The 22150-nt window shown below is 60.7% G+C and carries 18 protein-coding genes and 1 tRNA gene; 6 read left to right on the top strand and 13 right to left on the bottom strand.

The window, feature by feature from the left end; translation table 11 throughout:
• Positions 1 to 48: 48 nt before the first annotated feature.
• Positions 49 to 1716: a carboxylesterase/lipase family protein gene (locus AC1DK3_RS16770; protein ID WP_477193382.1), complete on the bottom strand. Its 1668-nt coding sequence runs from the start codon at positions 1714 to 1716 to the stop codon at positions 49 to 51.
• 289 nt (positions 1717 to 2005) lie between these two features.
• Positions 2006 to 2082, bottom strand: a tRNA-Arg gene (locus tag AC1DK3_RS16765).
• A gap of 566 nt (positions 2083 to 2648) precedes the next feature.
• Between AC1DK3_RS16765 and AC1DK3_RS16760 the strand changes: the two genes are divergently transcribed.
• Positions 2649 to 3350 carry an outer membrane protein gene (locus tag AC1DK3_RS16760; RefSeq protein ID WP_477193381.1) on the top strand — a complete coding sequence of 234 codons (702 nt, stop codon included), beginning with the start codon at positions 2649 to 2651 and terminating at the stop codon, positions 3348 to 3350.
• A 151-nt stretch (positions 3351 to 3501) separates the two neighbouring features.
• Positions 3502 to 4341, top strand: a complete 840-nt coding sequence (locus AC1DK3_RS16755; protein WP_477193380.1) for a thermonuclease family protein — start codon at positions 3502 to 3504, stop codon at positions 4339 to 4341.
• Positions 4342 to 4429: 88 nt separating this feature from the next.
• On the opposite strand, the gene AC1DK3_RS16750 is transcribed toward AC1DK3_RS16755, so the two are convergent.
• The 5 genes from AC1DK3_RS16750 to AC1DK3_RS16730 all read right to left on the bottom strand — a co-directional run bounded on the left by AC1DK3_RS16750 (position 4430) and on the right by AC1DK3_RS16730 (position 10992).
• Positions 4430 to 5443 carry a CarD family transcriptional regulator gene (locus tag AC1DK3_RS16750; RefSeq protein WP_477193379.1) on the bottom strand — a complete coding sequence of 338 codons (1014 nt, stop codon included), beginning with the start codon at positions 5441 to 5443 and terminating at the stop codon, positions 4430 to 4432.
• A gap of 467 nt (positions 5444 to 5910) precedes the next feature.
• Positions 5911 to 6249: a ferredoxin FdxA gene (gene fdxA, locus AC1DK3_RS16745; protein WP_477193378.1), complete on the bottom strand. Its 339-nt coding sequence runs from the start codon at positions 6247 to 6249 to the stop codon at positions 5911 to 5913.
• A 131-nt stretch (positions 6250 to 6380) separates the two neighbouring features.
• A complete protein-coding gene (locus AC1DK3_RS16740; RefSeq protein WP_477193377.1) occupies positions 6381 to 6800 on the bottom strand; it encodes an RNA-binding S4 domain-containing protein in 420 nt (139 codons plus the stop codon).
• A 4-nt stretch (positions 6801 to 6804) separates the two neighbouring features.
• The gene (locus AC1DK3_RS16735) at positions 6805 to 10017 is read right to left on the bottom strand and encodes a helicase-related protein (RefSeq protein ID WP_477193376.1); all 3213 of its coding nucleotides are present in this window, start codon (positions 10015 to 10017) and stop codon (positions 6805 to 6807) included.
• A 114-nt stretch (positions 10018 to 10131) separates the two neighbouring features.
• Positions 10132 to 10992 carry a DUF3108 domain-containing protein gene (locus AC1DK3_RS16730; protein WP_477193375.1) on the bottom strand — a complete coding sequence of 287 codons (861 nt, stop codon included), beginning with the start codon at positions 10990 to 10992 and terminating at the stop codon, positions 10132 to 10134.
• 223 nt (positions 10993 to 11215) lie between these two features.
• On the opposite strand from AC1DK3_RS16730, the gene rpmB reads away from it, so the two are divergent.
• A complete protein-coding gene (gene rpmB, locus AC1DK3_RS16725; RefSeq protein ID WP_477193374.1) occupies positions 11216 to 11524 on the top strand; it encodes a 50S ribosomal protein L28 in 309 nt (102 codons plus the stop codon).
• Positions 11525 to 11579: 55 nt separating this feature from the next.
• Here rpmB and AC1DK3_RS16720 read toward each other — a convergent pair whose 3' ends face one another.
• The 4 genes from AC1DK3_RS16720 to AC1DK3_RS16705 all read right to left on the bottom strand — a co-directional run bounded on the left by AC1DK3_RS16720 (position 11580) and on the right by AC1DK3_RS16705 (position 16308).
• The gene (locus tag AC1DK3_RS16720) at positions 11580 to 12650 is read right to left on the bottom strand and encodes an esterase-like activity of phytase family protein (protein ID WP_477193373.1); all 1071 of its coding nucleotides are present in this window, start codon (positions 12648 to 12650) and stop codon (positions 11580 to 11582) included.
• 10 nt (positions 12651 to 12660) lie between these two features.
• Positions 12661 to 14553, bottom strand: a complete 1893-nt coding sequence (cobT, locus tag AC1DK3_RS16715) for a cobaltochelatase subunit CobT (RefSeq protein ID WP_477193372.1) — start codon at positions 14551 to 14553, stop codon at positions 12661 to 12663.
• Between the two features lie 33 nt (positions 14554 to 14586).
• Positions 14587 to 15588 carry a cobaltochelatase subunit CobS gene (gene cobS, locus AC1DK3_RS16710; protein ID WP_477193371.1) on the bottom strand — a complete coding sequence of 334 codons (1002 nt, stop codon included), beginning with the start codon at positions 15586 to 15588 and terminating at the stop codon, positions 14587 to 14589.
• A 96-nt stretch (positions 15589 to 15684) separates the two neighbouring features.
• The gene (locus AC1DK3_RS16705; RefSeq protein ID WP_477193370.1) at positions 15685 to 16308 is read right to left on the bottom strand and encodes a J domain-containing protein; all 624 of its coding nucleotides are present in this window, start codon (positions 16306 to 16308) and stop codon (positions 15685 to 15687) included.
• Between the two features lie 149 nt (positions 16309 to 16457).
• On the opposite strand from AC1DK3_RS16705, the gene AC1DK3_RS16700 reads away from it, so the two are divergent.
• Positions 16458 to 16739 (top strand): BolA family protein, encoded by a 282-nt coding sequence (locus tag AC1DK3_RS16700; RefSeq protein WP_477193369.1) that lies wholly within the window; start codon positions 16458 to 16460, stop codon positions 16737 to 16739.
• 22 nt (positions 16740 to 16761) lie between these two features.
• Here the strand turns inward: AC1DK3_RS16700 and AC1DK3_RS16695 are convergent, their stop codons facing one another.
• Together AC1DK3_RS16695 and aroB are read right to left on the bottom strand one after the other, a co-directional pair.
• Complete coding sequence (locus AC1DK3_RS16695; RefSeq protein WP_477193368.1) at positions 16762 to 18069, bottom strand: HlyC/CorC family transporter; 1308 nt, start codon at positions 18067 to 18069, stop codon at positions 16762 to 16764.
• Between the two features lie 74 nt (positions 18070 to 18143).
• Entirely contained in the window at positions 18144 to 19838 is a 1695-nt protein-coding gene (gene aroB, locus AC1DK3_RS16690; protein ID WP_477193432.1) for a 3-dehydroquinate synthase, read from the bottom strand.
• A 261-nt stretch (positions 19839 to 20099) separates the two neighbouring features.
• Between aroB and AC1DK3_RS16685 the strand changes: the two genes are divergently transcribed.
• Positions 20100 to 20243, top strand: a complete 144-nt coding sequence (locus tag AC1DK3_RS16685; RefSeq protein WP_177228187.1) for a hypothetical protein — start codon at positions 20100 to 20102, stop codon at positions 20241 to 20243.
• A complete protein-coding gene (locus tag AC1DK3_RS16680) occupies positions 20244 to 22145 on the top strand; it encodes a hypothetical protein (protein WP_477193367.1) in 1902 nt (633 codons plus the stop codon).
• Positions 22146 to 22150 lie beyond the last annotated feature (5 nt).

Raw genomic sequence — 22150 nt, 5'->3', positions numbered from 1 at the left:
GCACCTTCGAAGATGCACCCGCCCGAATAAGTCAGTCCGCGCGAGTGACTACATCACCGGATAGACGATCTGCGTATCCCAGAAATCGCACTTGTATGCGGCTCTGTAGTCAGCTTCCGCTTCCGTCGACAGCGGCGTGTTCTCATTCAAGAATTGCACCGACGAACCGTTGACCTTCGGCCAAGGCGAGTTCCCGTTACCGTTCGGATTGCCCGTTGCCGCGAAGTTCGTCCACGCTGCAACAAGCTGATCGGACAGCACGACTTCGGCGCCTTGAATTTCACGCGGAACGCCGGTCGTCTGGTCGAGATTCACGCCCAACGGACCGCCATGCCAGTTCGCGAACAGAAACTGGATGTCGATGGTGTGTGCGGCCAGGGGTTGGAAGCCTAGCATCTTGGGGAAGTAATAGGGCGCGTTCTGATAGGTAAAATCGTAGCCATACGTCGCCATCTGCGGTCCCCACAATTTGAGAACATGCAGACCGCTGCATTTGCCGCGATCGGTGCTGACGCGATCAAATGCCAGCTGCGTGTTGCCGCCGTAGTTGCTGAGCGGGTACTGCGCCGCAACGGCACCTGTTACGCGAGCATTATATTGGTCGACCGTCATCGGCACCTGTGGCGGCCCCGAGAAGTATTCGGTGATGCCAATACCGAAGTTTCCTTCATCTTTCACGGCGCCGCCCATCGTCGGCATCTTGTTGAAGTTGCCGGATGTCCAGGCCGCTTCCGGCTGCCGTGGGATGATGGTCCCATCGACGAACGGGCCGGTGATGTAGGGGCCGTTCGCGTTTGGCGTCCCTTGCAGCTGCAGGATGCGCGACGCCGATAGGCTACGCAGGCATTGGGAAACGTTGGAACCGGTGCATCCCGCGGCCGTCGCAAAGTTGTTGCCGTTCGTCAGCGCGGTCGTGGCGTTCGCCAAGGCCGACAATGGTGAGCTTTCGTAGATCGCCCGATTGAACAGTCCGGTCGCTAGAGGCGAAAGCTGGTTCGCGCCTGTGTCTTGGGCACCGGCGGATTGGCCTCCGAGAGCGACTTTCGTCGGGTCACCGCCGAACGCAGCGGCGTTTCTCTGAACCCAGCGGAGCACCGCCTGGATGTCGAGGATGCCGTAGTTGCCCCACAGATGACCTTCGTTGTTGATCGCCGCCTGCGAGAAGTAACCAAACAAGCCCAGGCGGTAGTTGATCACGACAACGACGGTATCTTTGCCATAGGGACCGCCCGTTGCGAGCTTGCTTGCATCATAGTCGTTGGATTCGCCGTCGACGTTACCGCCGCCGTGGATCCAGACCAGAACCGGTTTCTTTCCGTTGCTTTTGTTCGATGTGAAGACGCTGAGATACAGGCAGTCTTCATTCACGCTTGAAGGTCCTGCGAAGGCGCCGAGTTCGGTCACCTGCGGGCAGGTGCTCTTGTACTCAGTCGCGTCGTAGGTATCCTTCCACTTCTTCACCGGCTGCGGCGTCTGCCAACGCAAATTGCCGACGGGTGGCGCGGCATACGGAATTCCGAGAAAGACGCTGACGCCATATTTTGTAAATCCGCGAACGGGGCCTTCCGCCGTCTTGACCGTCGGTCCGCTCTCATCATCGTGATCATGCGCAAGCGCGGGCATCGATGCGAATGCGCCCGCCGCTAACAGAGCTGTCGCAAGCAGCCCGGCGCGAAGCGACTTCGGTCGCGGTTTCATGCTTCGAAACGTTTCCATACGAATCTCCTTGAGCCCTAATTTTTAAAATTTTCAAATACGTGCGGTGCCACCGCGCATCGCATGCGGATGGGAGACCGGCGTTCCCTTGCGCAATGATGCAGGCGGAGCGCCAAGCGTGTTTTCACGCGAACTGAAAATTGGCTCTACGGTGAGAAGGAACGTTTCTGGCGACGGCGTGCACAGCGTTAAAAAATTTGAATCGGCGTCGACGTACCTCGGCGATTCCGAAGTGGTGGCTCCGAACGATGCCCGCATGTGCGGATGACATCTGCGTCACGCTTGAGCGTGGTGACCCCGACAGGATTTGAACCTGTGACCTACGGTTTAGGAAACCGTCGCTCTATCCAACTGAGCTACGGGGCCGGTCCGCGCTTTCCGGCAGAGAACTGCCGGGAGCTGACCGCTTTCGCGGTGCGCCGGAAAGCTATGCGGTGAGCATCGGCGCAGGTCAAGCGCGGGGGTCATGACGATTTTGCGGCAGGCAAATCTTGGGCACGGCCGCGGCTCGAGGCCGCTTTAGGCGCCTTCCGCAGGACCCGCGCTCGGCAGGCCGCAAAAGCGGGCCTGTTGCCGTTTCATGCCTTGGCGAAGGCGGCCGGAAGGCGAATACGCGATCTGGGATGAGGGCTGCCCGCGGCTACATTGTTGGTGCTCGCGCCTCAACTGCTGGCCCAGAGCCCGCCGCGAGCAAGACCATGCTGGCCGCGGTGAAGGCTCTTCGGACACGCTCGCGACGAAGATATGAAATGCTCAAATTGCCTCCTTTTCAAAATACTTAACGTAGCCGAGAGTATGATCCTGCTGCAGAAAACTCCGCTGGCTGGTGGGGATAGACGGTGGGCCAGGCTGTGTCTCAACAGGACAGGGCCTTCAAATTTGCCCCGCTTTGCGGCGTTGCTCGGCGGCTGAGACGTGAGGGGAATACTCTGATGAGAAAGATTTTGTCTGCGTTGGCCGTGGCGCCGTTATTGTTACCGGCAGACGTTGCAATGGCGCAGAGCCTTCCGGATGAAGTGAAGCCTATCGGCAATCTGAGCAGCCCCTATAACCTCATCGTCCCGAACTATGTCGAAAAGCCGCTCCCGTCGTCCTGGGAAGGCTTCTACTGGAAACCGTCGCTCGGCTATAACACCCTGTCATTCAGCACCAGTGGCGGCCGGCTGAGGGACGCTGACGGCATCACGCTCGGAGCCTCGGGCGGATACGATTTCCGCTACAATGACTTCATTTTCGGACCTACTGCCGATTTGAGCTACGATTTTCTGTATGGCGACAGCTCCCGCATAGACGGCACCTCCGGATACAAAGGCCACGTCGATTTCGACGGCTCGGTCGGTGGCAGGGTGGGATATTTGTTGTGGGATCGCACCCTGATCTACGCGACCGGTGGCTACGCCTTCGCCAATTTGGAAGTCAGGAATGGCTCTCTCGGCGCCAGCGATTCCAATATGCTGTCCGGATGGACTTCCGGCGGCGGCATTGAGTATCTTTGGAACGACAACAACAGCCTGCGCTTCGAATATCGGCGCGTCGAGTTCTCCAGCGAGAGTTTCGATTCACTGCCAGCTGGCCGCGACGAGGTCGAGGCCTCGATGAATAAGTTCAGCTTCGGCTTCGTCCACCGCTTCTGAGCGCTCAAAAGCGCGATCAAAACTGAAGTTGTCCGCCAATTCGATCGTCGTTCTTGGCGGCCGGCCCCGCTTATGATTTCTATTCAGGATGGCGAGGCGATGGGCGGCATATGTGTTCGGCGCGGTGGGACTACTTGTTCCGCCTTGCCTTATGGCACAGCCCTCTGCGTCTCCTACACCATGCACCCTAGAGCCTGGCCCCATTCGGACGGTCACGCGGATCGTCGATGGCGAAACAATCATTCTCGATGATGGTAAAGTCGTCCGTCTGATCGGCGCACTCGCGCCCAGGGCACGCGACGCCAACGCCGCTCAAGGGGCATGGCCTCCGGAAACCGACACCATCAAGGCGCTATCGGATCTCGTCCTCGCGAAGAAGATCAAACTCGCGTTCGCGGGCCGACGTACCGACCGCTACGGGCGGACGCTCGCGCACGTTTTCGTGGATGATCACGGACGGCAAAGCTGGGTGCAGGGAGCGCTGCTCGCCAAAGGCTTTGCCCGCGCCTACGGGTTTCCCGAAAGCTTTGCGTGCTCGGCTGAGCTTCTCGCGCATGAAGCGGAAGCGCGGGAGAAGCGGTTAGGGCTTTGGAATAACGGCGTCTATCGCACTTTGCCCGCCGACCGCGCAGGCGAAGTGATGAAGCTGCGCGGCAAGTACGTTCGCGTGACGGGCACTGTCGTTTCCATCGGGCGCACGAAAAGCGCGACGTACATCAACTTCAGCAACGACTGGCAAACGGATTTCTCCGCGCGCGTCGACAAGAAAGTTCTTGCTGCAAATCCCGAGTTCGACCGCGCGCTCGATGGCCTGACAGCCAAGACCGTCGTGGTGCGCGGATGGATCGAGCGGCGGAATGGCCCGATGATCGACATTACCGATCCTTCGCAGCTTGAAATACCGCAGCCGCCCGGGGCTCCCGCCACTGTCAGCAATCAAAGTCCGTTGAACCCGCTCCTTTCGGTGCGAGCGCCGGGCGATCCGATCTGATGATGATGGCGCCAAAAAGAGTTGCGCCCGGCCCCGCCGGAAGGTGCGGAACCGAGCGCTATAATTTGTAAGTGTCTGCGTTTCGGTCTTAGGCGGCTTCGCCGACCGACTCGCCTTCAGCCAAGCGACGTCCCTTGGCGCTCTTCGAAAGGATCTCGGTGATCCTCTGAACCGCGCCACGATCGTCAAGCTTCTCGACAGCCGCGAGTTCGCGCGCCATGCGGTCGAGTGCGTCCTCGTAGAGCTGACGTTCGGAATACGACTGCTCGGGCTGAGCTTCGGAGCGATAGAGATCGCGTACGACTTCGGCGATCGCAATCAAATCACCAGAGTTGATCTTCGCGACGTACTCCTGCGCCCTACGGCTCCACATCGTGCGTTTGATGCGCGCGCGGCCCTTCAACGTTTCCATCGCCTTCTTGACGAGAGCTTCGTCCGCGAGCTTGCGCATTCCGACGCTTGCAAGCTTGCCGGTCGGCACGCGCAGCGTCAGCTTCTCCTTGTCGAACGTGATGACAAAGAGTTCGAGCGACATGCCCGCGATTTCCTGCTCCTCGATGCCGACGATGCGGCCGACGCCGTGGGCCGGATAGACGACGAATTCGTTGGCCTTGAAACCGTGACGCTGGCTAACCGGCTTCTTCTGCACGGCCAGGATCTGGCGGGCAGCTGCAGCCTTTTCAGCAATTGCCTTCGGCGTGACGGGCTGCTGGGCGGGAGCGACCGGCGCCGTGAGCTTCTGGCTCGCCGCTTTGTGCGCGTTAGCCGGAACGGCAACAGTGCGCTGCGGCGCGGGAGCAGCCTTGGCAGCGAGATGGGCAGTTGCAGGCGTATGCGGGAGCGGTTTTTTCAAAACGGAAGTGGCCTCGATCTTAGGCGCCGCCTTCGCAGGCGCCGCGGTTACTGGAACTGATTTCTTGACCGGCTTAGCAGCGGCCGGCTGAGCTACCTTCGCCTTGACGGGAGCTTCAATTTTCGGTTTAGCAGGATGCTTCGCGGCGACCTTCGTGGCGCTCGCGGTGGACTTCAGAGGAACGGTTTTTCGCGCGGCGGTTTTCGCTGCGGACTTGGGGACGACCGGAGCTTTTTTCTTCTGAGCCATATCGATCTCTCACTCTCGCATACTGGGCCTCGCCGGACGGGTCGGCTCGGCCGTCAGTCCACCCTGTGGGGGCGGAGCATCAGTGTTGCGGATCCTTGTTGCATCCGAACAACATGCGCGCATTGATCCGAGCCTCCTTTGACGGGAAGCCGTTCCCCTGCGCGCTCTTTTGTGGCCTAGCTTTGCAAATCCTGTCCGACTCTGAAGTGGCCCAGCGACGCCCCATAACGCCTTATAAGAAGCTGCCCATTTGAGCGAGGCAGCCCCTGTTTGTTCGCGGCCGTTCCGGATTTGTGCAGACTTAACGCCATCACGACTGACCCTAACACAGTTTTGGGGGTAAATGAAGGGCGGCGTTCTGAGACAATCTGGTCGAGATTAAGACCTTCTTTAAAATACTGCGCAATTCCAATGCCTTAGCCATGAATTGCTCCGGACGGGTTTAATCCGTCGCGGGAAAGCAAATTTTAGTCGCCAGAGCCCGGATTTGGAGAAAAATATTTCTCGAACTTTCCGGTCTCGTCCTTGACGGCCTCGGCTTCGGGAAGGGCTGCCTTCTTGGCCGTGATGTTCGGCCAAACTTCCGAGTACTGGCGGTTGAGCTCCATCCATTTTTCCAAGTTCGGCTCGGTGTCCGGCTTGATGGCGTCGACCGGGCACTCGGGTTCGCAGACGCCGCAGTCGATACACTCGTCAGGATGGATGACGAGCATGTTCTCGCCTTCATAGAAGCAGTCTACGGGACAGACCTCGACGCAATCGGTGTACTTGCATTTAATGCACTTTTCATTGACGACGTAGGTCATTCGGAATCCTGGTCCATCGAAGACGATCGATTGACGATTGGGGCACGACGCTCCCAACCCGGCGGCTCGATCTAGCGGCGCCTTTATTAGCATAGGCATTACGGCTGCCTAGGTGGACGGGGCGTCACAGTTCACCTTCTGCCCCGCAGCTTGTCCAACTGCCGTCGCTCGAGCTTCGTCGGCCTGCCGGTTCCTTCGGAGCGCAAAGCCTGCTGCGGATCCGCTTTGGTCCGCTCGTTTTCCCCTTCAGTCGTCGACGTGGTGCGCTGCGGCGCAGGTGCAAGATCACGGTAGAGCGTCACTGCTTCGGAGGATGGCCCACGCCGCGTCCCAATACCGAGGATTTCGATGCTGAGAACGCGTGGCCCGAGTGAAAGCGTGAGGACATCGCCCGGCCGAACGATCGTAGCTGTCTTATATACCTTTTCGCGATTGATGCGGACTTTCCCACGCTCAATTAACGCCTGCGCCAATGTCCGGGACTTGGCGATCCGTGCAAACCAAAGCCATTGATCGATGCGCTGAACGGACCCTGGAGCCGCGTCAGGCATGAGGTCAGGTCGAGCCGGAGCCTTCGCTCCGCTTCTCCATCTGAGCTTTCAGCGCGGCGAGCGCGGCGAACGGCGACGATGAATCGGTTGCTGCTGATTTCGGCGGCGCCGCAGTGATCACTTGCGGCGACCGGCGTTCTTCGCGGCGGCCATTTTGATTGTCGTCACGGCGCGGACGGTTCGCATTATCTTTCCTGCCGCCCTGGTCGGGTCGCCGATCCCCACCACCTTTGCGGCCTTCGAAGCGCGGGCGTTCGCCGCGATTTTCCTGGCGCTCCGGACGACGGTGACGCTGATGCTCGGCGCGATCGTTGCCGGCCGGCGTCTCCGAGGCCGGAGTTTCGGAATTCGCCGTTGTGGACGATGCCGCGTGCGGCACGCCTGCGGCGGGCCTATTCGAATGCGGGCGCTGGTGGCGGTTCTGGCCACCCTCGCGGCGCGGCCCGTCCCGGCGCTCAGGCCGCTGGTGCCGGCGCGGCCGCCAGATCTCTTCGAATTTCTCCGCCTCGGGAGCCGGAGCCTCGGCCGGAGCGGCTTCTGCTTCTGCTGCCGGCGTTTCCGCTACGGACTGCTCATTCACGAGGGCCACGAGGGCTTCGGCTGACGGCTGCACAGCTGCATCCTCAGCGGTGGTCGCGGGCGCGTCCGAAGACGCTTCAGCTACGACGGCTTCGACTGCTGGTTCGGCTTCGCCCTCTGCGGGTTTCGCTTCGCCATCGGCCGTTGCTTCGGGCGATGCGCTTGTTTCCGTTGCGGGCGCAGGTGCAGCGGCTGCGATCGGGCGCTTCTCGAGCCGGAAGCCCAACGCCTTCAAAACTTCGCTCAGTTCGTCGACGGAACAGCCGAGGATCGACATCATGTCGTCGGTTGCTCGGAAGCCGCCGTCGCCGGTCGATCCTTTCGGAGGGGCTTCGGTTTTGCCGGGGCCTGAGCGCCAGGCGAGCAACGGTCTGATCAGATCGGCGAGCCGCTCGAGGATATCGAGGCGAATGGCGCGCGGGCCGCAGAGGTGGAAACCGTGGGCGCGATAGAGCGCTTCCGGCGTTGCCGGATCGACCGCAACACTTGTCAGGCCGGGGCGCGGAAGTTGCGGCGCCGTGCCTGCTGGCGTCGGGTTCTTCAGAAGCCAAAGCGTCGCCGCGAGGTCGGCCGGCGCGGGCTTCAGCATGAGCGGGAAGAAGATATTGAAGGCACCGAAACGCAGCCCGAATTTGCGGAGTTCCGCTCGCGCCGCCTGATCGAGTGCGTTGATCTCGTTCGCGACTGTCTCGCGCTTCAATGCGCCGAGACCTTCCTTGAGCTGGAAGGCGATGCCGCGCGCCAAGCCCTGCAGCTCCGTGCTGCGCGACATCTCAACGAGCGGCTTCAATTTATCGGCGATCGTATCGTCGAGCCACGTTTTGAGACGCGCTTGGACCTTCTCGCGATCGGCTTCGCTCATCGCATCGTCGGCGAGCAGCGTCAGGCCCGGCTGCAACGGATCTTCGTTGCGTTCGAGCTTTGCAAGCTCATCCTCGCGCCAAATGATGCTGCCGGTGCGCGTCAGCTTGAACGCTTCGTTCTGAGCCGCAGCGACCCGGCGCGCACGCATGCCGAGTTCGCGCGTCACCACCTGCATTGCGGCCTGACGCGTCGCTTTCTCGTGGATGCCGTCGCCAGCCGCGTCGAGGGTGAAGCGGAAGCCCTTGAGGCGTCCCACGAAGTGATTTTCGACAGTGATTGCGCCATCGTCTGCGATGTCGGCTGTCAACTCGTCTTTGTCTCGCATGCCCTTCATCAAAGCGCTCGTCCGCCGATCTACAAATCGTTGTGTCAGACACTCATGCAGAGCATCGGACAGGCTGTCTTCGATGGCCCTTGTCCGTTCCTGCCAGTGTTGTGGGTCGGCTAGCCAATCGGGACGATTGGCGACGAATGTCCAGGTCCGGATGTGCGCGATACGGTTCGCAAGCGTATCGATATCGCCGTCGGTGCGATCGGCCAACGAGACCTGCTTGGAGAACCAATCTTCGTCGATACGATTGTTGCCGGTCGTCAAATGCCGGTAGATATTGCCAACCAGTTCGGCGTGACTCTGGCCAGAAATCTTCCTGTAATCGGGAACCTGACAGACGTCCCACAGCAATGCCACACGATCGCGGTTCGTCGCGATATCGGTGATTTCGCGATCAGCCGTCAAAGCTTCGAGCGCCGCGACGTCGTCGGCCGTGCGCGCCCGCGTCAAGCGCTGCTCGCGCGGCAGTTCGCGAAGCGACGCGTGCAGAGCGTCGAGCGACGAGAAATTGAGCTCGCGGCTACGCCATTGCAGTGTCTTGACGCTATCGAAGCTATGGGTCTCGAGACGCTCGACCATATCGGCGTCGAGACCGTCGGCGCCGCCTGTCACGCCGAAGGTGCCGTCATTCATATGACGGCCGGCGCGGCCGGCAATCTGGCCGATCTCAGCGGGCGTCAGATTGCGATGATTGTAACCGTCGAACTTGCGAAGTGCCGAGAACGCGACGTGATCGACATCGAGGTTCAGGCCCATGCCGATGGCGTCGGTCGCGATCAGGAATTCGACGTCGCCGGATTGATAGAGCGCGACTTGCGCATTGCGCGTCCGGGGAGACAGCGCGCCGAGGACGACGGCCGCTCCGCCGCGCTGGCGACGGATCAATTCCGCAAGCGCATAAACTTCCTGCGCCGAAAAAGCGACGATCGCAGTGCGCGAGGGAAGACGCGTGATCTTCTTCTCGCCGCTGTACGTCAGCTTCGAAAGCCTGGGCCGTGAAATGAAGTTGGCGCCTGGGATGAGATCGCTGATCGCCTCGCGCATCGTCTGCGCGCCGAGGAGCAGCGTTTCGGACCGGCCGCGGGCATGCAGCAAGCGATCTGTGAAAACGTGGCCCCGTTCGGGATCGCCGCACAGCTGGATTTCATCGATCGCGAGGAAATCGACGTCGATGTCGCGCGGCATTGCCTCGACGGTCGAGACCCAGTAGCGCGCGCGCTCCGGCTTGATCTTTTCCTCGCCGGTGATGAGCGCGACCTTGTCCGCCCCCACCCGCTGCTTGATTTTGTCATAGACTTCGCGCGCGAGCAGGCGCAGCGGAAGGCCTATCATGCCGCTTTCGTGGCCGAGCATCCGCTCTATTGCGAGGTGCGTCTTGCCGGTATTCGTTGGTCCGAGCACCGCGGTCACGTTTCGGATGCGGGCCTCGAGATCACTTGCCATGTCGTACTTGACTCCGATCGAGCCCTGGCATTGCAGAGGAGGGCCAAGAGATCAAGGGTTATTCGGCCCCTCTGCGAAGGGTATCGGGTCGCGCAACCCCGCGCCCTAGGCGTATTATTGCTTCAGCGCTATCTGCTGATTGTTCGCGGCGGTGATGTTAATCGTATCAATCATCATAACGGCGGGGCCTATGCTCGACGGCACCGTCACCCGGTAAGGCACATATATTCCGGCCGCAGGCACGGCGCGCAGTGCAATCTCAATATGGTCGTAGTCGATCCAGGGATTGACGAAGTCCTTGGGCTTATGGCCCGCGATCGGAACATATTTTACCTGGCAAACCACAAGTTCGGGCGGCTGGCCCGAGGGTTGCTTCTCCTTGATCGGTTCGCGTCCTTTGAAGGACAAGCGAAGATCGTAGCGCGCCTTGCCATCGAAAACGGGGATGGTGCGATTGCACGCATCTTCGGCATTGGCGTTCGAGATCGCGAGCGTCGCGCCCATGGGATCGAAGACGTTCTGAAGGTTTTCCGGCTTCAGCTTGACCGCTTCCGCAGACGGCGACTTGTTGGGGACGAGCGCCACCGAAACGACGCGGGTGCCATCGAAGCTGAGCTTCACGGAGGTCGTTTTCGACTTCGTCTTGGTGCTCATCTCGAAGCTTGCGGGCCGAGGGCCGCCCGTCGTCTCGACAGAGCCGCTGCCGATGAAATTTCCCGCCCATTTGAAGGCGCCGAACAGGGCCGAAATATCGGTCTTGCCGTTCGCCGTATACGATTTACCGTCGTAGTGGGAGTTGAACCGGTATTTCCCGACGTTGAAGCCGTTGAACGAAAGCCGGTAAACTGCGTCAACCTCGCTCGGGTAGGCCACGTCGCCCGCCTTGGCGGCCTGAAGCGGCAAAACCGCCGCCGCGATCAGCAGAAAACAGCAAAAAGCGCCATGTCTCGTGGCTCCAGCACGCAAATTCGACATCGTTCTTCCCTGCAATCCCCTTAGGCAACCCGGTGGTAGGGCGGATTTGCGACGAATGTTGGACTTTGAGTACTCTTAGAACCCAGTCTTGACGTGCGTCAGCCAAGTCCATTATACAGCTGGCGAAACCCCGTAGGCGCTGCTTGCGGGGCACAATTTTTTGCTGCAATAGCAGCCTTTAGATCAACCGCGCTCGTAAAAAGCAGCGGCACAGGAGATAGTTATGACCAGGCGCTGCGAGCTGACAGGGACTTTGCCCCTCTCAGGCAACCTCAGAAGCCACGCCGAAAACAAGACGAGGCGCACGTTTCGTCCGAATTTGCACGTCGTGACCTTGCTGAGCGATGTTCTCGGACGGAAGGTCCGTTTGCGCGTTTCGGCACGGGCTCTGAAAACCGTCGAGCACCGCGGCGGTCTCGATGCATTCCTTCTGAAGGCGGACAACGACGAACTGTCGCTGACCTGCCTCAAGCTGAAGCGCGAAATTCAGAAAGCGCAGGCTTCGAAGGCCGAGACCAGTAAGGCTGCCTAAAGCGGCCTTTCGCCCTTTAGCCGATATTCAGCCACCGATATTTAGCCCGGCGCCCTTAACCCGGCGGCCGGGCTTTCGCTTGCTCTTCGTCCTTCAGGACGAACTGCAATAGCAGCGTGCGCTGCAGCACCTTGTTGAAGTTGTCGTCCGAGATCATCGTAATCAGGATTTCTCCCGTCTTGAGACGCGTGACGGCGAGACCTTCCATATTATCAATCTGATCATTCATATCGGCTTCGATCAGTATCTCGCCTTCGGACGTGTGATCGGGCCCAAGGTCATCGGGCGCAACGCGTCTCAACCGCATCTTGACGCCTTCCAGCCAGCGGAAGCGGCGTTCCAGGACGAAAAGCGTTCCGTCATCGAGGCTCGAAATGTCGGTGACATCGTAGTCGCCGATATTTTTCAGATGGATGGTTCGCGGGCCGCTTGCCGTCCAGAGCCAGCCTGTGTGATTGCGGGACGGATCGTAGAGCCGTTCCGAGAACGCGATGGGAGCGCCCTTGTAGGGACCGCCCTTCATGACAGTCAGCGCTTCGAGGCCCTGATTGGAGTGCATTTTTTTGGCGCCGGCTGGCAGCTTGAGAGTTCCGCGGTCGGCCGACAGACCCGCAGGCGTCAAGTCATAGCGCTCGATGCGGTGTCTTCCTTCGAAACCGATGAGAACCGAACCGCGCTCTAAGGTTCCGCTTTCAAGGGCGATCGATTCAGAATCGCGGTCGCGGCTTCTCCGGATGGGTTGGCCCGCCGTCTCCCGAAGCGGACCGATGCGGGCATTCGTTATTCCAGCTGGATGAGTGCCGTCGTAAACAAGCGTTCCGGTCAGCCACTCGCCGGCGTCTGAAATCGAAACGAATGTTTTTGCGTCGTCATCCATCAAGAGGGCGGACCAGCCGCCGAATTGCGGCGCGGGCGACGTCAGTTGCAGACCGCCACGGAACGTCACCTTGGCGAGGGGCTTATCGGCTTCGAAGCGTTTGAAGGACGTGATGCGGCGGCTTTCAACGACGATCGGGCCGGGCTTGAGCTTCGAGATGTCCGGCTTGTCGTCGGCTGTTGCTGCTCCAGCCATCAGGCCAAAAAGCGCAACGGCGAGGCCGATACGGCTCAAGCTGTTCAGCGACAAGCGTCGACCCTCAATGAGCGCGTGCGTAGCGGCGGCGCGCCGCGACCGGCTCGTCGGCGTCAGGTTTTTCCTCAAACAGTTCGACGAGTTTTTCGGTCATCGCGCCGGCGAGCTCCGAGGCATCCGTAATCGTGACGGCGCGCTGGTAGTAGCGCGTCACGTCATGTCCGATGCCGATGGCGATGAGTTCAACCGGCGAGTGCGTTTCGATCTCGTGGATGACTTGGCGAAGATGCTGCTCGAGATAGCTTCCGGAATTCACGGAAAGCGTTGAATCGTCGACCGGCGCGCCGTCTGAAATCATCATCAGGATGCGGCGCTGCTCGGGGCGATTGACGATACGGGAATGCGCCCAAGCCAGCGCTTCGCCGTCGATGTTTTCTTTGAGCAAGCCTTCGCGCATCATCAAGGCGAGCGCGTTCTTCGAGCGGCGCCACGGCGCGTCCGCCGTCTTGTAGATGATATGCCGGAGATCGTTGAGGCGGCCCGGCGACGGCGGCTTTCCTGCCGCGAGCCATTCTTCGCGCGACTGTCCACCCTTCCAGGCCTTCGTCGTGAAGCCGAGAATTTCGACTTTGACGCCGCAACGTTCGAGCGTGCGCGCGAGGATATCGGCGCAGCATGCCGCGACCATGATGGGCCGGCCGCGCATCGATCCTGAATTGTCGAGCAGCAGCGTTACGACGGTGTCGCGGAAATCAGTATCGCGCTCGCGCTTGAAGGACAGCGCGCCTGTCGGGTCGGTGATGATCCGCGTCAGCCGCGCGGCATCGAGCTGACCTTCCTCGAGATCGAAATCCCAGCCGCGGTTCTGTTGCGCCAAGAGACGCCGCTGCAGCTTGTTGGCAAGCTTTGCGACGGCCGCTGAGAGCGTCTTCAGTTCCTTATCGAGAAACGCGCGGAGCCGTTCGAGTTCTTCCGGCGTCGACAGATGATCGGCGCCGATCTCTTCGTCGTAGGCGTGCGTGAAAACCTTGTAGCCGAACGCTTCCGGGTTATCGAGAACGGTCATGTTCGGACGCCACGGCGCGGGCGTCTCGTCGTCGTTCAAATCGCCTTCGTCGAGATCTTGCGGTTCGGTCTCGCCCGACTCCATCGTTTCCTCGGATTCCGAAAGGTCGCCTTCGGAGAGCTGCTCCTCGCTCTGCTGATCCTGGCCCTCGGACGCGTCCTCGCTCTTATCGCTCGAGTCTTCGGCGCCGCCCTCGGCTGCGCCCTCGTCGCTCTCTTGCTCTTCGTCCTCGGACTGCGGCTGGTCGTTCTGATCGACCATTTGGAGGATCTTCAACAGATCGCGGATCTGGCGTCCAAACTGCTCCTGATTTTCGGAGAGGGCCTCGAGCCTGCTCAGAAGCTTGCCGCCGCGAGATTCTATCAGCGGCCGCCAAACGTCGACGAGGCCTTTCGTCGAAGGCGGCGGCGCCTGGCCGGTGATTCGTTCGCGAATGAGCAGGGCAAGCGCGTCTTCTAGCGGCGCTTCGGCACGCGTGCTGACGGTGCGAAAACGGCCGTGGCTGTAATGGTCTTCGAGGCGGGCCGTCAGGTTCGATGCCATTCCCGGCATGCGCGCCGATCCGACCCCTTCGACGCGCGCGCGTTCCGCTGCTTCGAACACCGCGCGTGCGGGACCTGCCGATGGCGCGATCCGGCGATGAAGTTTGGCATCATGGCATCCGATGCGCAGCGCCAAGCTATCGGCCCAGCCGCGCGTCAGTGCGATGTCCTTGGCGGACGGCGCGCGCGGCAGGTCGGGAATGTGCACGGCCTTGCCTGCGATATCGCCCTTGCCCGGGCCGAAATCGACCTCGACCTCGCTGTCGCCCGCAATGGCACGGACAGCAGGACCGAGAACACGCTTCAGCGGTTCAGATGGAGCTTCGCGGCGTTTGGTCGGAAGTGTCATGAACGGCCCAGATTAACGGCCTCGATCAATCGGTCAGCTCAGCGCAACGTTTGCCGTGCTCTCGGGCAGTTCTTCGCCGAAGCAACGCTGATAGAATTCAGCGACCAGCGGCTTTTCGAGATCATCGCATTTGTTGAGGAACGTGACCCGGAAGGCGAAGCCGATTTCGCCGAAGATCTCGGCGTTCTCGGCCCACGTCATCACGGTACGCGGGCTCATCACCGTCGAGAGATCGCCGTTGATGAAGGCAGACCGCGTCAGATCCGCGACGCGGACCATGTGCGAGACCTGCTTGCGCTTGGCTTCCGTCTTCGCAAACGACTTGACCTTCGACAGCACGATCTTTGCTTCATCGTCATGCGGAAGATAGTTCAGCGTCGCGACGATCGACCAGCGGTCCATCTGGCCCTGGTTGATCTGCTGCGTGCCGTGATAGAGGCCGGACGTATCGCCGAGACCGATCGTGTTCGTCGTTGCGAACAGCCGGAATGCCGGATGCGGGCGAATGACCTTCGACTGATCGAGAAGCGTCAGCTTGCCCGACACTTCGAGTACGCGCTGAATGACGAACATGACGTCGGGCCGGCCGGCGTCGTACTCGTCGAACACGAGCGCGATGTTGTTCTGCAGCGCCCAGGGAAGAATGCCTTCCCGGAACTCGGTGACCTGCTTGCCTTCCTTCAGCACGATCGCGTCCTTGCCGACGAGATCGATGCGCGAGACGTGGCTATCAAGGTTGACGCGAACGCACGGCCAATTGAGGCGCGCCGCCACCTGCTCGATGTGGGTCGACTTACCGGTGCCGTGATAGCCCTGGATCATCACGCGGCGGTTGTGCTTGAAGCCCGCGAGGATCGCGAGGGTCACGTCCCGGTTGAAGAGATAGTCGGGATCGAGATCCGGCACGTGCGCATCCGCCTGCGAATAGGCCGGAACCTCCAGATCACTGTCGATATTAAACACTTGGCGGACAGACAGTTTCATGTCCGGAAGGTTGGCGACTGGCGCGCCGGCCGCGCTAGATGACGTGCGCATTTCCATGGAGTTCCCGATCAAATCGCCCAGTTGCCGCGTGCGCCCCCGAACAGGTGCAACTCCTGTCGGGTGCACTCGGTTCAAAGGCTCGGAGGATTAGACCAGGCCAGATTGCTTCAAGTAATTATAGGCTTGCAGGATTTCGCGCAACTTTTCCTCGGATCGGCTATCTCCGCCGTTGGCATCCGGATGGTGCATCTTCACCAATTCCTTAAAGCGCGTCTTGATATCTTGGGGTGTCGCCTCGTTGCCGAGGTCCAGAACGCGGAGCGATTTCTGTTCCAATGGCTTCAGCTGGCGGCGGAATGCGGTCGCGGCCGTCGCTGTACGAGACGAGCGGGCTTTCCGGTTCGTTCGCTGCGTAGCGTTTACGCGGGCCTCGGCGTCGGCCGTTCTCGCCTCGTCGCGCGCGCCGTTAGCCCAGGCGTTTGCGCCCGTTTTCCAGGTAGGACGATGACCCGTCAGCGCGTCCTTGCGGAAATTGCTGACCTCGGTGTCGCTCATACCCTCGAAGTAGTTGTACTCCTGATTGTACTGGCGCACGTGGTCAATGCAGAAGCTGAAAAACTCGTTGTCGCGTCCGCGGCCCTTCGGCGCCTTATGGCCGCCGGGCTTATCGCACCCCTTCCATTGGCAAACGGGTGGGCGCTCTTCCTTCTTGGCGCCTTGGCGCTTCGAGGAGACGCGGATGCTGTCGAAGTATTTCGATTCCAGTTTCATTGTCTGAATTATGAGGGTTGGCGCGCCCAGAAACAAGGCGGCAAGAAAACTCTTGATTTCCGTCCCGACTGTGCGGTCAATCCCTTAATAGGCCCTTTCGGCGCCCATCGCAGTCATGCCGTTCAGAAGATTTTCTTTAAGAGACAAAAATGTCGGTTACGGGTCGAGTTCGAGAAAAGCTTATGATCGCGCTTCGTCCGACGCGGCTCGACGTTATCAATGAATCCGAGCTGCATGCCGGCCACCGCAATTCGCCTGGAACGGGCGACAGTCATTTTCGCATCCTCGTCGTCTCCGAAGTTTTTTCGGGAAAGTCGCGCATCGAGCGCCATCGCCTCATCAACGACCTCCTGAAGGACGAGCTGGCCGGCGGCATTCACGCCTTGGCACTTTCGCCCCTCGCGCCCGGAGAACCTCTGCCGAAGGGCTGAGCTTCCAACCGCGGAAAACTGGTCACCGTACAGTTCTCGCGGCGTTCGATCCAGCACTTACCATGTCGGATTTGGACACCGGCTTGATGCGGATTGCCGTGATTTTATTGCGGCTTTTGCGCAAAATCTCAAATCTGTAACCGTGGAAGGTGAACACCTGACCGGGTTCCGGGATCGTCTGGGCCTCGTGTATCACGAGCCCTGCAACGGTCGTCGCTTCATCGTCGGGCAGCTCCCAATCCAAATGGCGATTGAGGTCCCGAATTGCAACGGTGCCGTCGACGTTGACGGTTCCATCCGACTGCATGCGGATGTGGCTGTCGGGCACGTCGTGCTCGTCGGTAATCTGCCCGACGATTTCTTCGAGAATGTCTTCGAGTGTGATAAGACCTTGCACCTCGCCGTATTCATCGACGACGAGTGCCATCTGCGTTTTCTTTTTCAGAAACTGATTGAGCTGGTCCTTCAGCGTCGTCGTATCGGGAACGAACCACGGCTCGGACGCCGACTTCATAATATCGAGTTTATCGGGCTGCCAGTCGGTGCGCGACAACGCCTGCAGCAGATCTTTCGTATGCAGCACGCCGACGATATTCTCGGGCTCGTCCTTCCAGAGCGGTACGCGGGTATATTGCGAGCGCAGCACCAGATCGAGGATCTTGGCCGGCGGATCGTCGACGTCGATCGTTTCCATTTTTGTCCGATGGACCATGATGTCGGCCACCTGCAGGTCGCGCAGGTCGAGCACGCCGCCGAGCATCTCGGCATCGCCCTTGGCGACCGTGCCTTCTCTCGCCTGAAGATCGATGGTGCCGCGAATTTCCTCGTGCGCCGCGAGGATGTTCGCCTCGTCGTCGGCCTTGCCGGGCGTCCAAATCAGAATGCCGCGAACGACGAACTCAATCGCTTTCGTGAATGGCGTCAGGGCATAGATCAATACCTGCATGACCGGCGCCACAATGAGCGCAACGCGATCGGCGTAGGCGAGGGCGTAGGTCTTCGGAAGGACAGCGGCGAAGATCACGATCAGGATCGTGATGATGGCGGTCGCGTATGCGACGCCGACCTCGCCGTAGAGGTGCACCGCGATGTTAGAGGCGAGGGCTGCCGCCAGAACATCGACCAGCGTGTTTCCGAGCAGAACCGTGCCAATCATCTTTTCCGGCCGTGACAGCACCTTGTTCACGAGGGCGGCGGCCGTGTTGCCGTCCTCTTCGAGGGAGTGCATTCGCGCTCGGGACGCGGCGGTGAGCGATGTCTCGCTGCCGTTGAAGAATGCCGACAACACAATCAGCAGAACGATGGCTGCCAAGCTTATGACGATGGTCATGGTCGGTGTTCGCTGTTCCTGATCAGGGGAGGCAGCAGTCTAGCACATCAATCGGTTGCGGACGCTTAATATGCTCAGCGATCAATTTCCCGGGCGAGGAATGCCAGCACGGTTTCGGGCGGGACATCGCGGGAAACGAAGGCTTGGCCGATGTCGCGGACGAGAATGAACGCGAGCTTTCCGGCTTTAACTTTCTTGTCTTGCCCCATCAGCCTGAACAGTTCTTCGGGACTTGCCCGTCCGCCCGGAATATCGCTGATCTTCGTCGGAAGGCCCACGGCGCTCAAATGCTTCGCTGCCCGTTCGGCGCGACCTGCCGGACAGATCCCCAACTCCTCCGAGAGGCGGATCGCCAAGCACATCCCGATGGCGACGCCTTCACCATGCAAGAGGCGGTCGGAATAGCCGGTCCACGCTTCGAGCGCGTGGCCGAACGTGTGGCCCAGATTGAGCAACGCGCGGTCGCCCGTTTCCGTCTCGTCGCGCGCGACGATTGCCGCTTTGGCCGCCACACTCGTTTCGATGGCCTGCGTCAGAGCCGGACCGTTATTGCCGAAAACGCTCTGCCAGTTGGCCTCGAGCCAAGTGAAGAATTCCGCGTCGCCCAGCAGACCGTATTTCGCGACTTCGGCATACCCAGCGCGCATCTCGCGCGGGGGCAGCGTCGTCAAAACGGCGGTGTCGGCGACCACGAGATTTGGTTGGTGAAATACGCCGATGAGATTTTTGCCTTGCGGGGTGTTGATGCCCGTCTTGCCGCCGACGGAGCTATCGACTTGGGCCAGCAGCGATGTCGGAATTTGAACGAAGCGCACGCCGCGGCGCAGAATGCCCGCCGCGAAACCAGCGAGATCGCCGATGACACCGCCGCCGAAGGGCAAAACGAGATCGCCGCGTTCGAGGCCCATCTCCAAAAGCCGTTCCGAAAGCGCAGCGAGATCGCGGAAGTTCTTCGTCGCTTCGCCGGGCTTCATGATCACGGAGCCCGCAAACATGCCCTGGCTTTTTAGGCTTTCCTCAAGCGTCGCAAGGTGGTGGCGGGCGACATTCTCGTCGGTCACGACACCGCATTTGACCTCACCGAAACGCGCCTTGAGAAGCGCGCCGGTTTCGCGAAGAATCCCGCGCGCAATCAAAACATCGTAGGAGCGATCGCCGAGTTCGACGTGCACCGTTCGCGATGGATTTGCATCCGCGGCGGAGGTTGCTGCGAACTCCGTCCCGGCTGCGAGGCGGTTGATGATTTCGGTGACGATGACGTCATGGGGCTCGTCGCGGCTTTCAATCGTCATGTCGGCTTCAGCATATATTGGATACCGTTCTTCAATCAGCTTTCGCATCGTGGCTTCGGGATTGCCGTCGCGCAGGAGCGGCCGGTGATCGCGCTTCGACACACGACGCATGAGGACCGGCAGGTCCGCTCGCAACCAAACGGAGACGGCGATGTCTTTAATGCGCAGTCGCGTTTCCGGATTTATGAAGGCGCCGCCTCCGGTCGCGAGCACCTGCGGCCCGTTGCCGAGCAGCCGGGCGATCACCTTGCGCTCGCCGGCGCGAAAATGAGCCTCGCCGTGATCTGCAAAAATCTCGTTGATAGTTTTGGCGGCGGCACGCTCGATCTCGTCGTCGGCGTCGACGAAGGGTAGATTGAGTTTGACGGCCAGCCTTTTGCCGACCGACGACTTGCCGCAGCCCATGAGGCCGACCACGACGATCGGTCGCCCTCCGACGTTCTTTTTCGCGCGCTCAATCGCTTCGGCTTCCATCATCCGAGGCTCAATACCGACGGGTTCGGCGAGTTGGTTGGTTTCTAGGCTGGTTTCTGGCGGTGGTTCGCGCGGCGGGATGGTCATTTCGGCGCCGTCATGCCACGAACCAAAAACGTTCGCAAATTGGAAACTCACTGGAAAGCCACAGCGAACCCATACCATCTTGCCGATCCATGGAGGGGCTCTTCGGCAAAATACCATAATGAGTCATAATCACGCCTACAAAGATGTTCACCTAACGGCCGGGACGGGACACACAAAATGCCGAGCCTTTTCCGGCTTTTATTCGTACTTTGCGCGCTGACGGCGCTGGTTCTGGGCAGCCTTTACGTGCTGGCGACCCGGTTTGAGCCGGAGCAGCAGACGATCAGCAAGCCCGTGCAGAATATCAAAATCCGGCGGTGAATGACGATGGTGTATGCACACCGAAGACTGACAGCAGCAGCCAAATGCCTTCTGGTGCTCCTACTCCTTCCGCTCGCCGCCGCCACCGCGTCACTTCCAGCTTCCGCGCAGGATGCGCCGGCCGCACCCGCAAAAAAGAAGAAAGCTGATCGGAACGACGCTTATTCGCCACCGGCTGAGCAGCGCACCTATCTACAGCCGTCGGGCCTGGAACCGTCGGGCGGGCCAGCGGGAAGCTCCGGCGGCGGTACGTGGGGGCAGCCGAACCCGGATAGCGTGGTGCAGCCGGATCCCGGTCGGGGCGGCCAATCTGGTCCGCAGAACGGCGTCGTACGCGGCGCCATCCTTCCGGGCGTGGAAAAGGACGAGCTGGCACCCGTAATGTCGGGCGACGGCTCCGGGTTGCCTTACGAACTGTGGGGCGGGATGGACGTCGGCGCACTCGAGAAGCTGATCAGCACGATCGAGATCCCGCCCAGGTCGCCGGTTTTGCACGACCTGTGGAAGCGGCTGATCACGTCGCCTTCGCCCGGCGCATCGAGCGCGGATTTTGGAGCGCTGCGGCTAGAAGCGCTTTACCGCTCGGGATTGGCGCGGGAAGCCGCCGCCGAAATCGCGAAACAAGGCGGTAACGACAGCCCGCTTCTCGTCACGCTTCAGGCTCGCAACGAGCTTGCCTCCGGGCATTCGGATAAAGCCTGCGAACTCGTCGCCAGGTCGGCGACGCTCAAGGGCAACATCCCAGCGCGGCTCAAGGGACAGTCGATCCTGATGGCGGGCTATTGCTCGGCGATCCAGGACGACAAATCTTCCGCGGGCCTTGCCGCGGAGCTGGCGCGCGAGGAAGGCGTAGAGACGTCTCCCGGCCTCGAGGCGCTGGATGCTCTCGCGATGAATTCCAAGCCTCATTATTCGCCGGTCAAACAGATAACGCTCCTCGACTACCGGATCGCCGAACGGGTTGGAGGGCTTCCTCACAAAACGGTTTTAGAGAAGGGCGAACCGGCGTTGCTTGTCTCGCTCGCGAGCGATCATTCGACGCCCGTCGATCTCGGGTTGCCCTCGACGGAGGCGGCCGCGCGATTGAACGCGCTTACCCCGGAGCAACTTGCCGGCATCTATCGGGTCAATGCGGAGCAGGTGCCGGCGGATGATCTTCTGGCCGGCCGCGGACCGCAAGGCGTTGCCCGCCGCTCGGCGCTCTTCAGAGCTGCCGAAGATGAGCGCACGCCGATGCGCAAGGCGCGACTTATCCGGACCTTCCTCGATGACGCCAAGCACGAAGGTCTCGGCATGATCGGCGCCCAGATGATTGCGCCAACCACGGCACAACTCCGGCCGGCTCCCGAAATCGTCTGGTTTGCCGAAACCGGCGTCGAGATCGGCTTGGCGTCGAGCCAATTCAACATGGCTCGCGATTGGATCGGCGTTGCCGATCAGGGCGGCGGTCCGGGCCTCGGACATTGGCGCGCCTTGATCGATATCGCCGACGCCAAAGAGCCGGACCGGGGCCGAAGCTTTTCGGCTCTCGAGACCTATGCCGCGAATGGCCGCTTTCCGTCGGCCGCGCTCTATCGGCTGACGACGGTGCTCGAAGCGCTCGACTATCTGGTGCCTATCCCGCTCTGGGATGCCGCGAACAAGACACCACAGCCGACGTCCGGCTATTTGCCGGAAACCGGCGTTTTGACTGAATTGCAAGTGGCATCAAAAAAGCAGGAATTCGGGCACACCGTTCTGCTCGTCATGAAGGCGCTCGGGCCGAACGGGGCGCAGGACGCTAACCTCATCGCGCTCGGAGACAGCATTCGGGCGTTGAAGCGCGCCGGTCTGGAAGCCGACGCGCGGCGGCTCGGCCTTGAAGCGCTGCTTCCTTCATGGCCGCGCACGGAAACGAATTGAGGGCT

Source organism: Hyphomicrobium sp. 01T421 (assembly GCF_056398805.1).
Note: the sequence above shows the minus strand (reverse complement) of the source record. Positions and strands in the feature narration are given on the sequence as shown.

Bases quoted from the DNA above. Each gene is read 5' to 3' on its own strand.
- AC1DK3_RS16740 (WP_477193377.1), bottom strand. From the start codon at position 6,800: ATGCCTGACGCGGCTCCAGGGTCCGTTCAGCGCATCGATCAATGGCTT.
- AC1DK3_RS16680 (WP_477193367.1), top strand. From the start codon at position 20,244: ATGACGATGGTGTATGCACACCGAAGACTGACAGCAGCAGCCAAATGC.
- cobS (WP_477193371.1), bottom strand. From the start codon at position 15,588: ATGCGCACGTCATCTAGCGCGGCCGGCGCGCCAGTCGCCAACCTTCCG.
- AC1DK3_RS16700 (WP_477193369.1), top strand. From the start codon at position 16,458: ATGTCGGTTACGGGTCGAGTTCGAGAAAAGCTTATGATCGCGCTTCGT.
- AC1DK3_RS16750 (WP_477193379.1), bottom strand. From the start codon at position 5,443: ATGGCTCAGAAGAAAAAAGCTCCGGTCGTCCCCAAGTCCGCAGCGAAA.
- AC1DK3_RS16695 (WP_477193368.1), bottom strand. From the start codon at position 18,069: ATGACCATCGTCATAAGCTTGGCAGCCATCGTTCTGCTGATTGTGTTG.
- aroB (WP_477193432.1), bottom strand. From the start codon at position 19,838: ATGATGGAAGCCGAAGCGATTGAGCGCGCGAAAAAGAACGTCGGAGGG.
- fdxA (WP_477193378.1), bottom strand. From the start codon at position 6,249: ATGACCTACGTCGTCAATGAAAAGTGCATTAAATGCAAGTACACCGAT.
- cobT (WP_477193372.1), bottom strand. From the start codon at position 14,553: ATGACACTTCCGACCAAACGCCGCGAAGCTCCATCTGAACCGCTGAAG.
- AC1DK3_RS16755 (WP_477193380.1), top strand. From the start codon at position 3,502: ATGGCACAGCCCTCTGCGTCTCCTACACCATGCACCCTAGAGCCTGGC.
- AC1DK3_RS16760 (WP_477193381.1), top strand. From the start codon at position 2,649: ATGAGAAAGATTTTGTCTGCGTTGGCCGTGGCGCCGTTATTGTTACCG.
- rpmB (WP_477193374.1), top strand. From the start codon at position 11,216: ATGACCAGGCGCTGCGAGCTGACAGGGACTTTGCCCCTCTCAGGCAAC.
- AC1DK3_RS16730 (WP_477193375.1), bottom strand. From the start codon at position 10,992: ATGTCGAATTTGCGTGCTGGAGCCACGAGACATGGCGCTTTTTGCTGT.
- AC1DK3_RS16685 (WP_177228187.1), top strand. From the start codon at position 20,100: ATGCCGAGCCTTTTCCGGCTTTTATTCGTACTTTGCGCGCTGACGGCG.
- AC1DK3_RS16735 (WP_477193376.1), bottom strand. From the start codon at position 10,017: ATGGCAAGTGATCTCGAGGCCCGCATCCGAAACGTGACCGCGGTGCTC.
- AC1DK3_RS16705 (WP_477193370.1), bottom strand. From the start codon at position 16,308: ATGAAACTGGAATCGAAATACTTCGACAGCATCCGCGTCTCCTCGAAG.
- AC1DK3_RS16770 (WP_477193382.1), bottom strand. From the start codon at position 1,716: ATGGAAACGTTTCGAAGCATGAAACCGCGACCGAAGTCGCTTCGCGCC.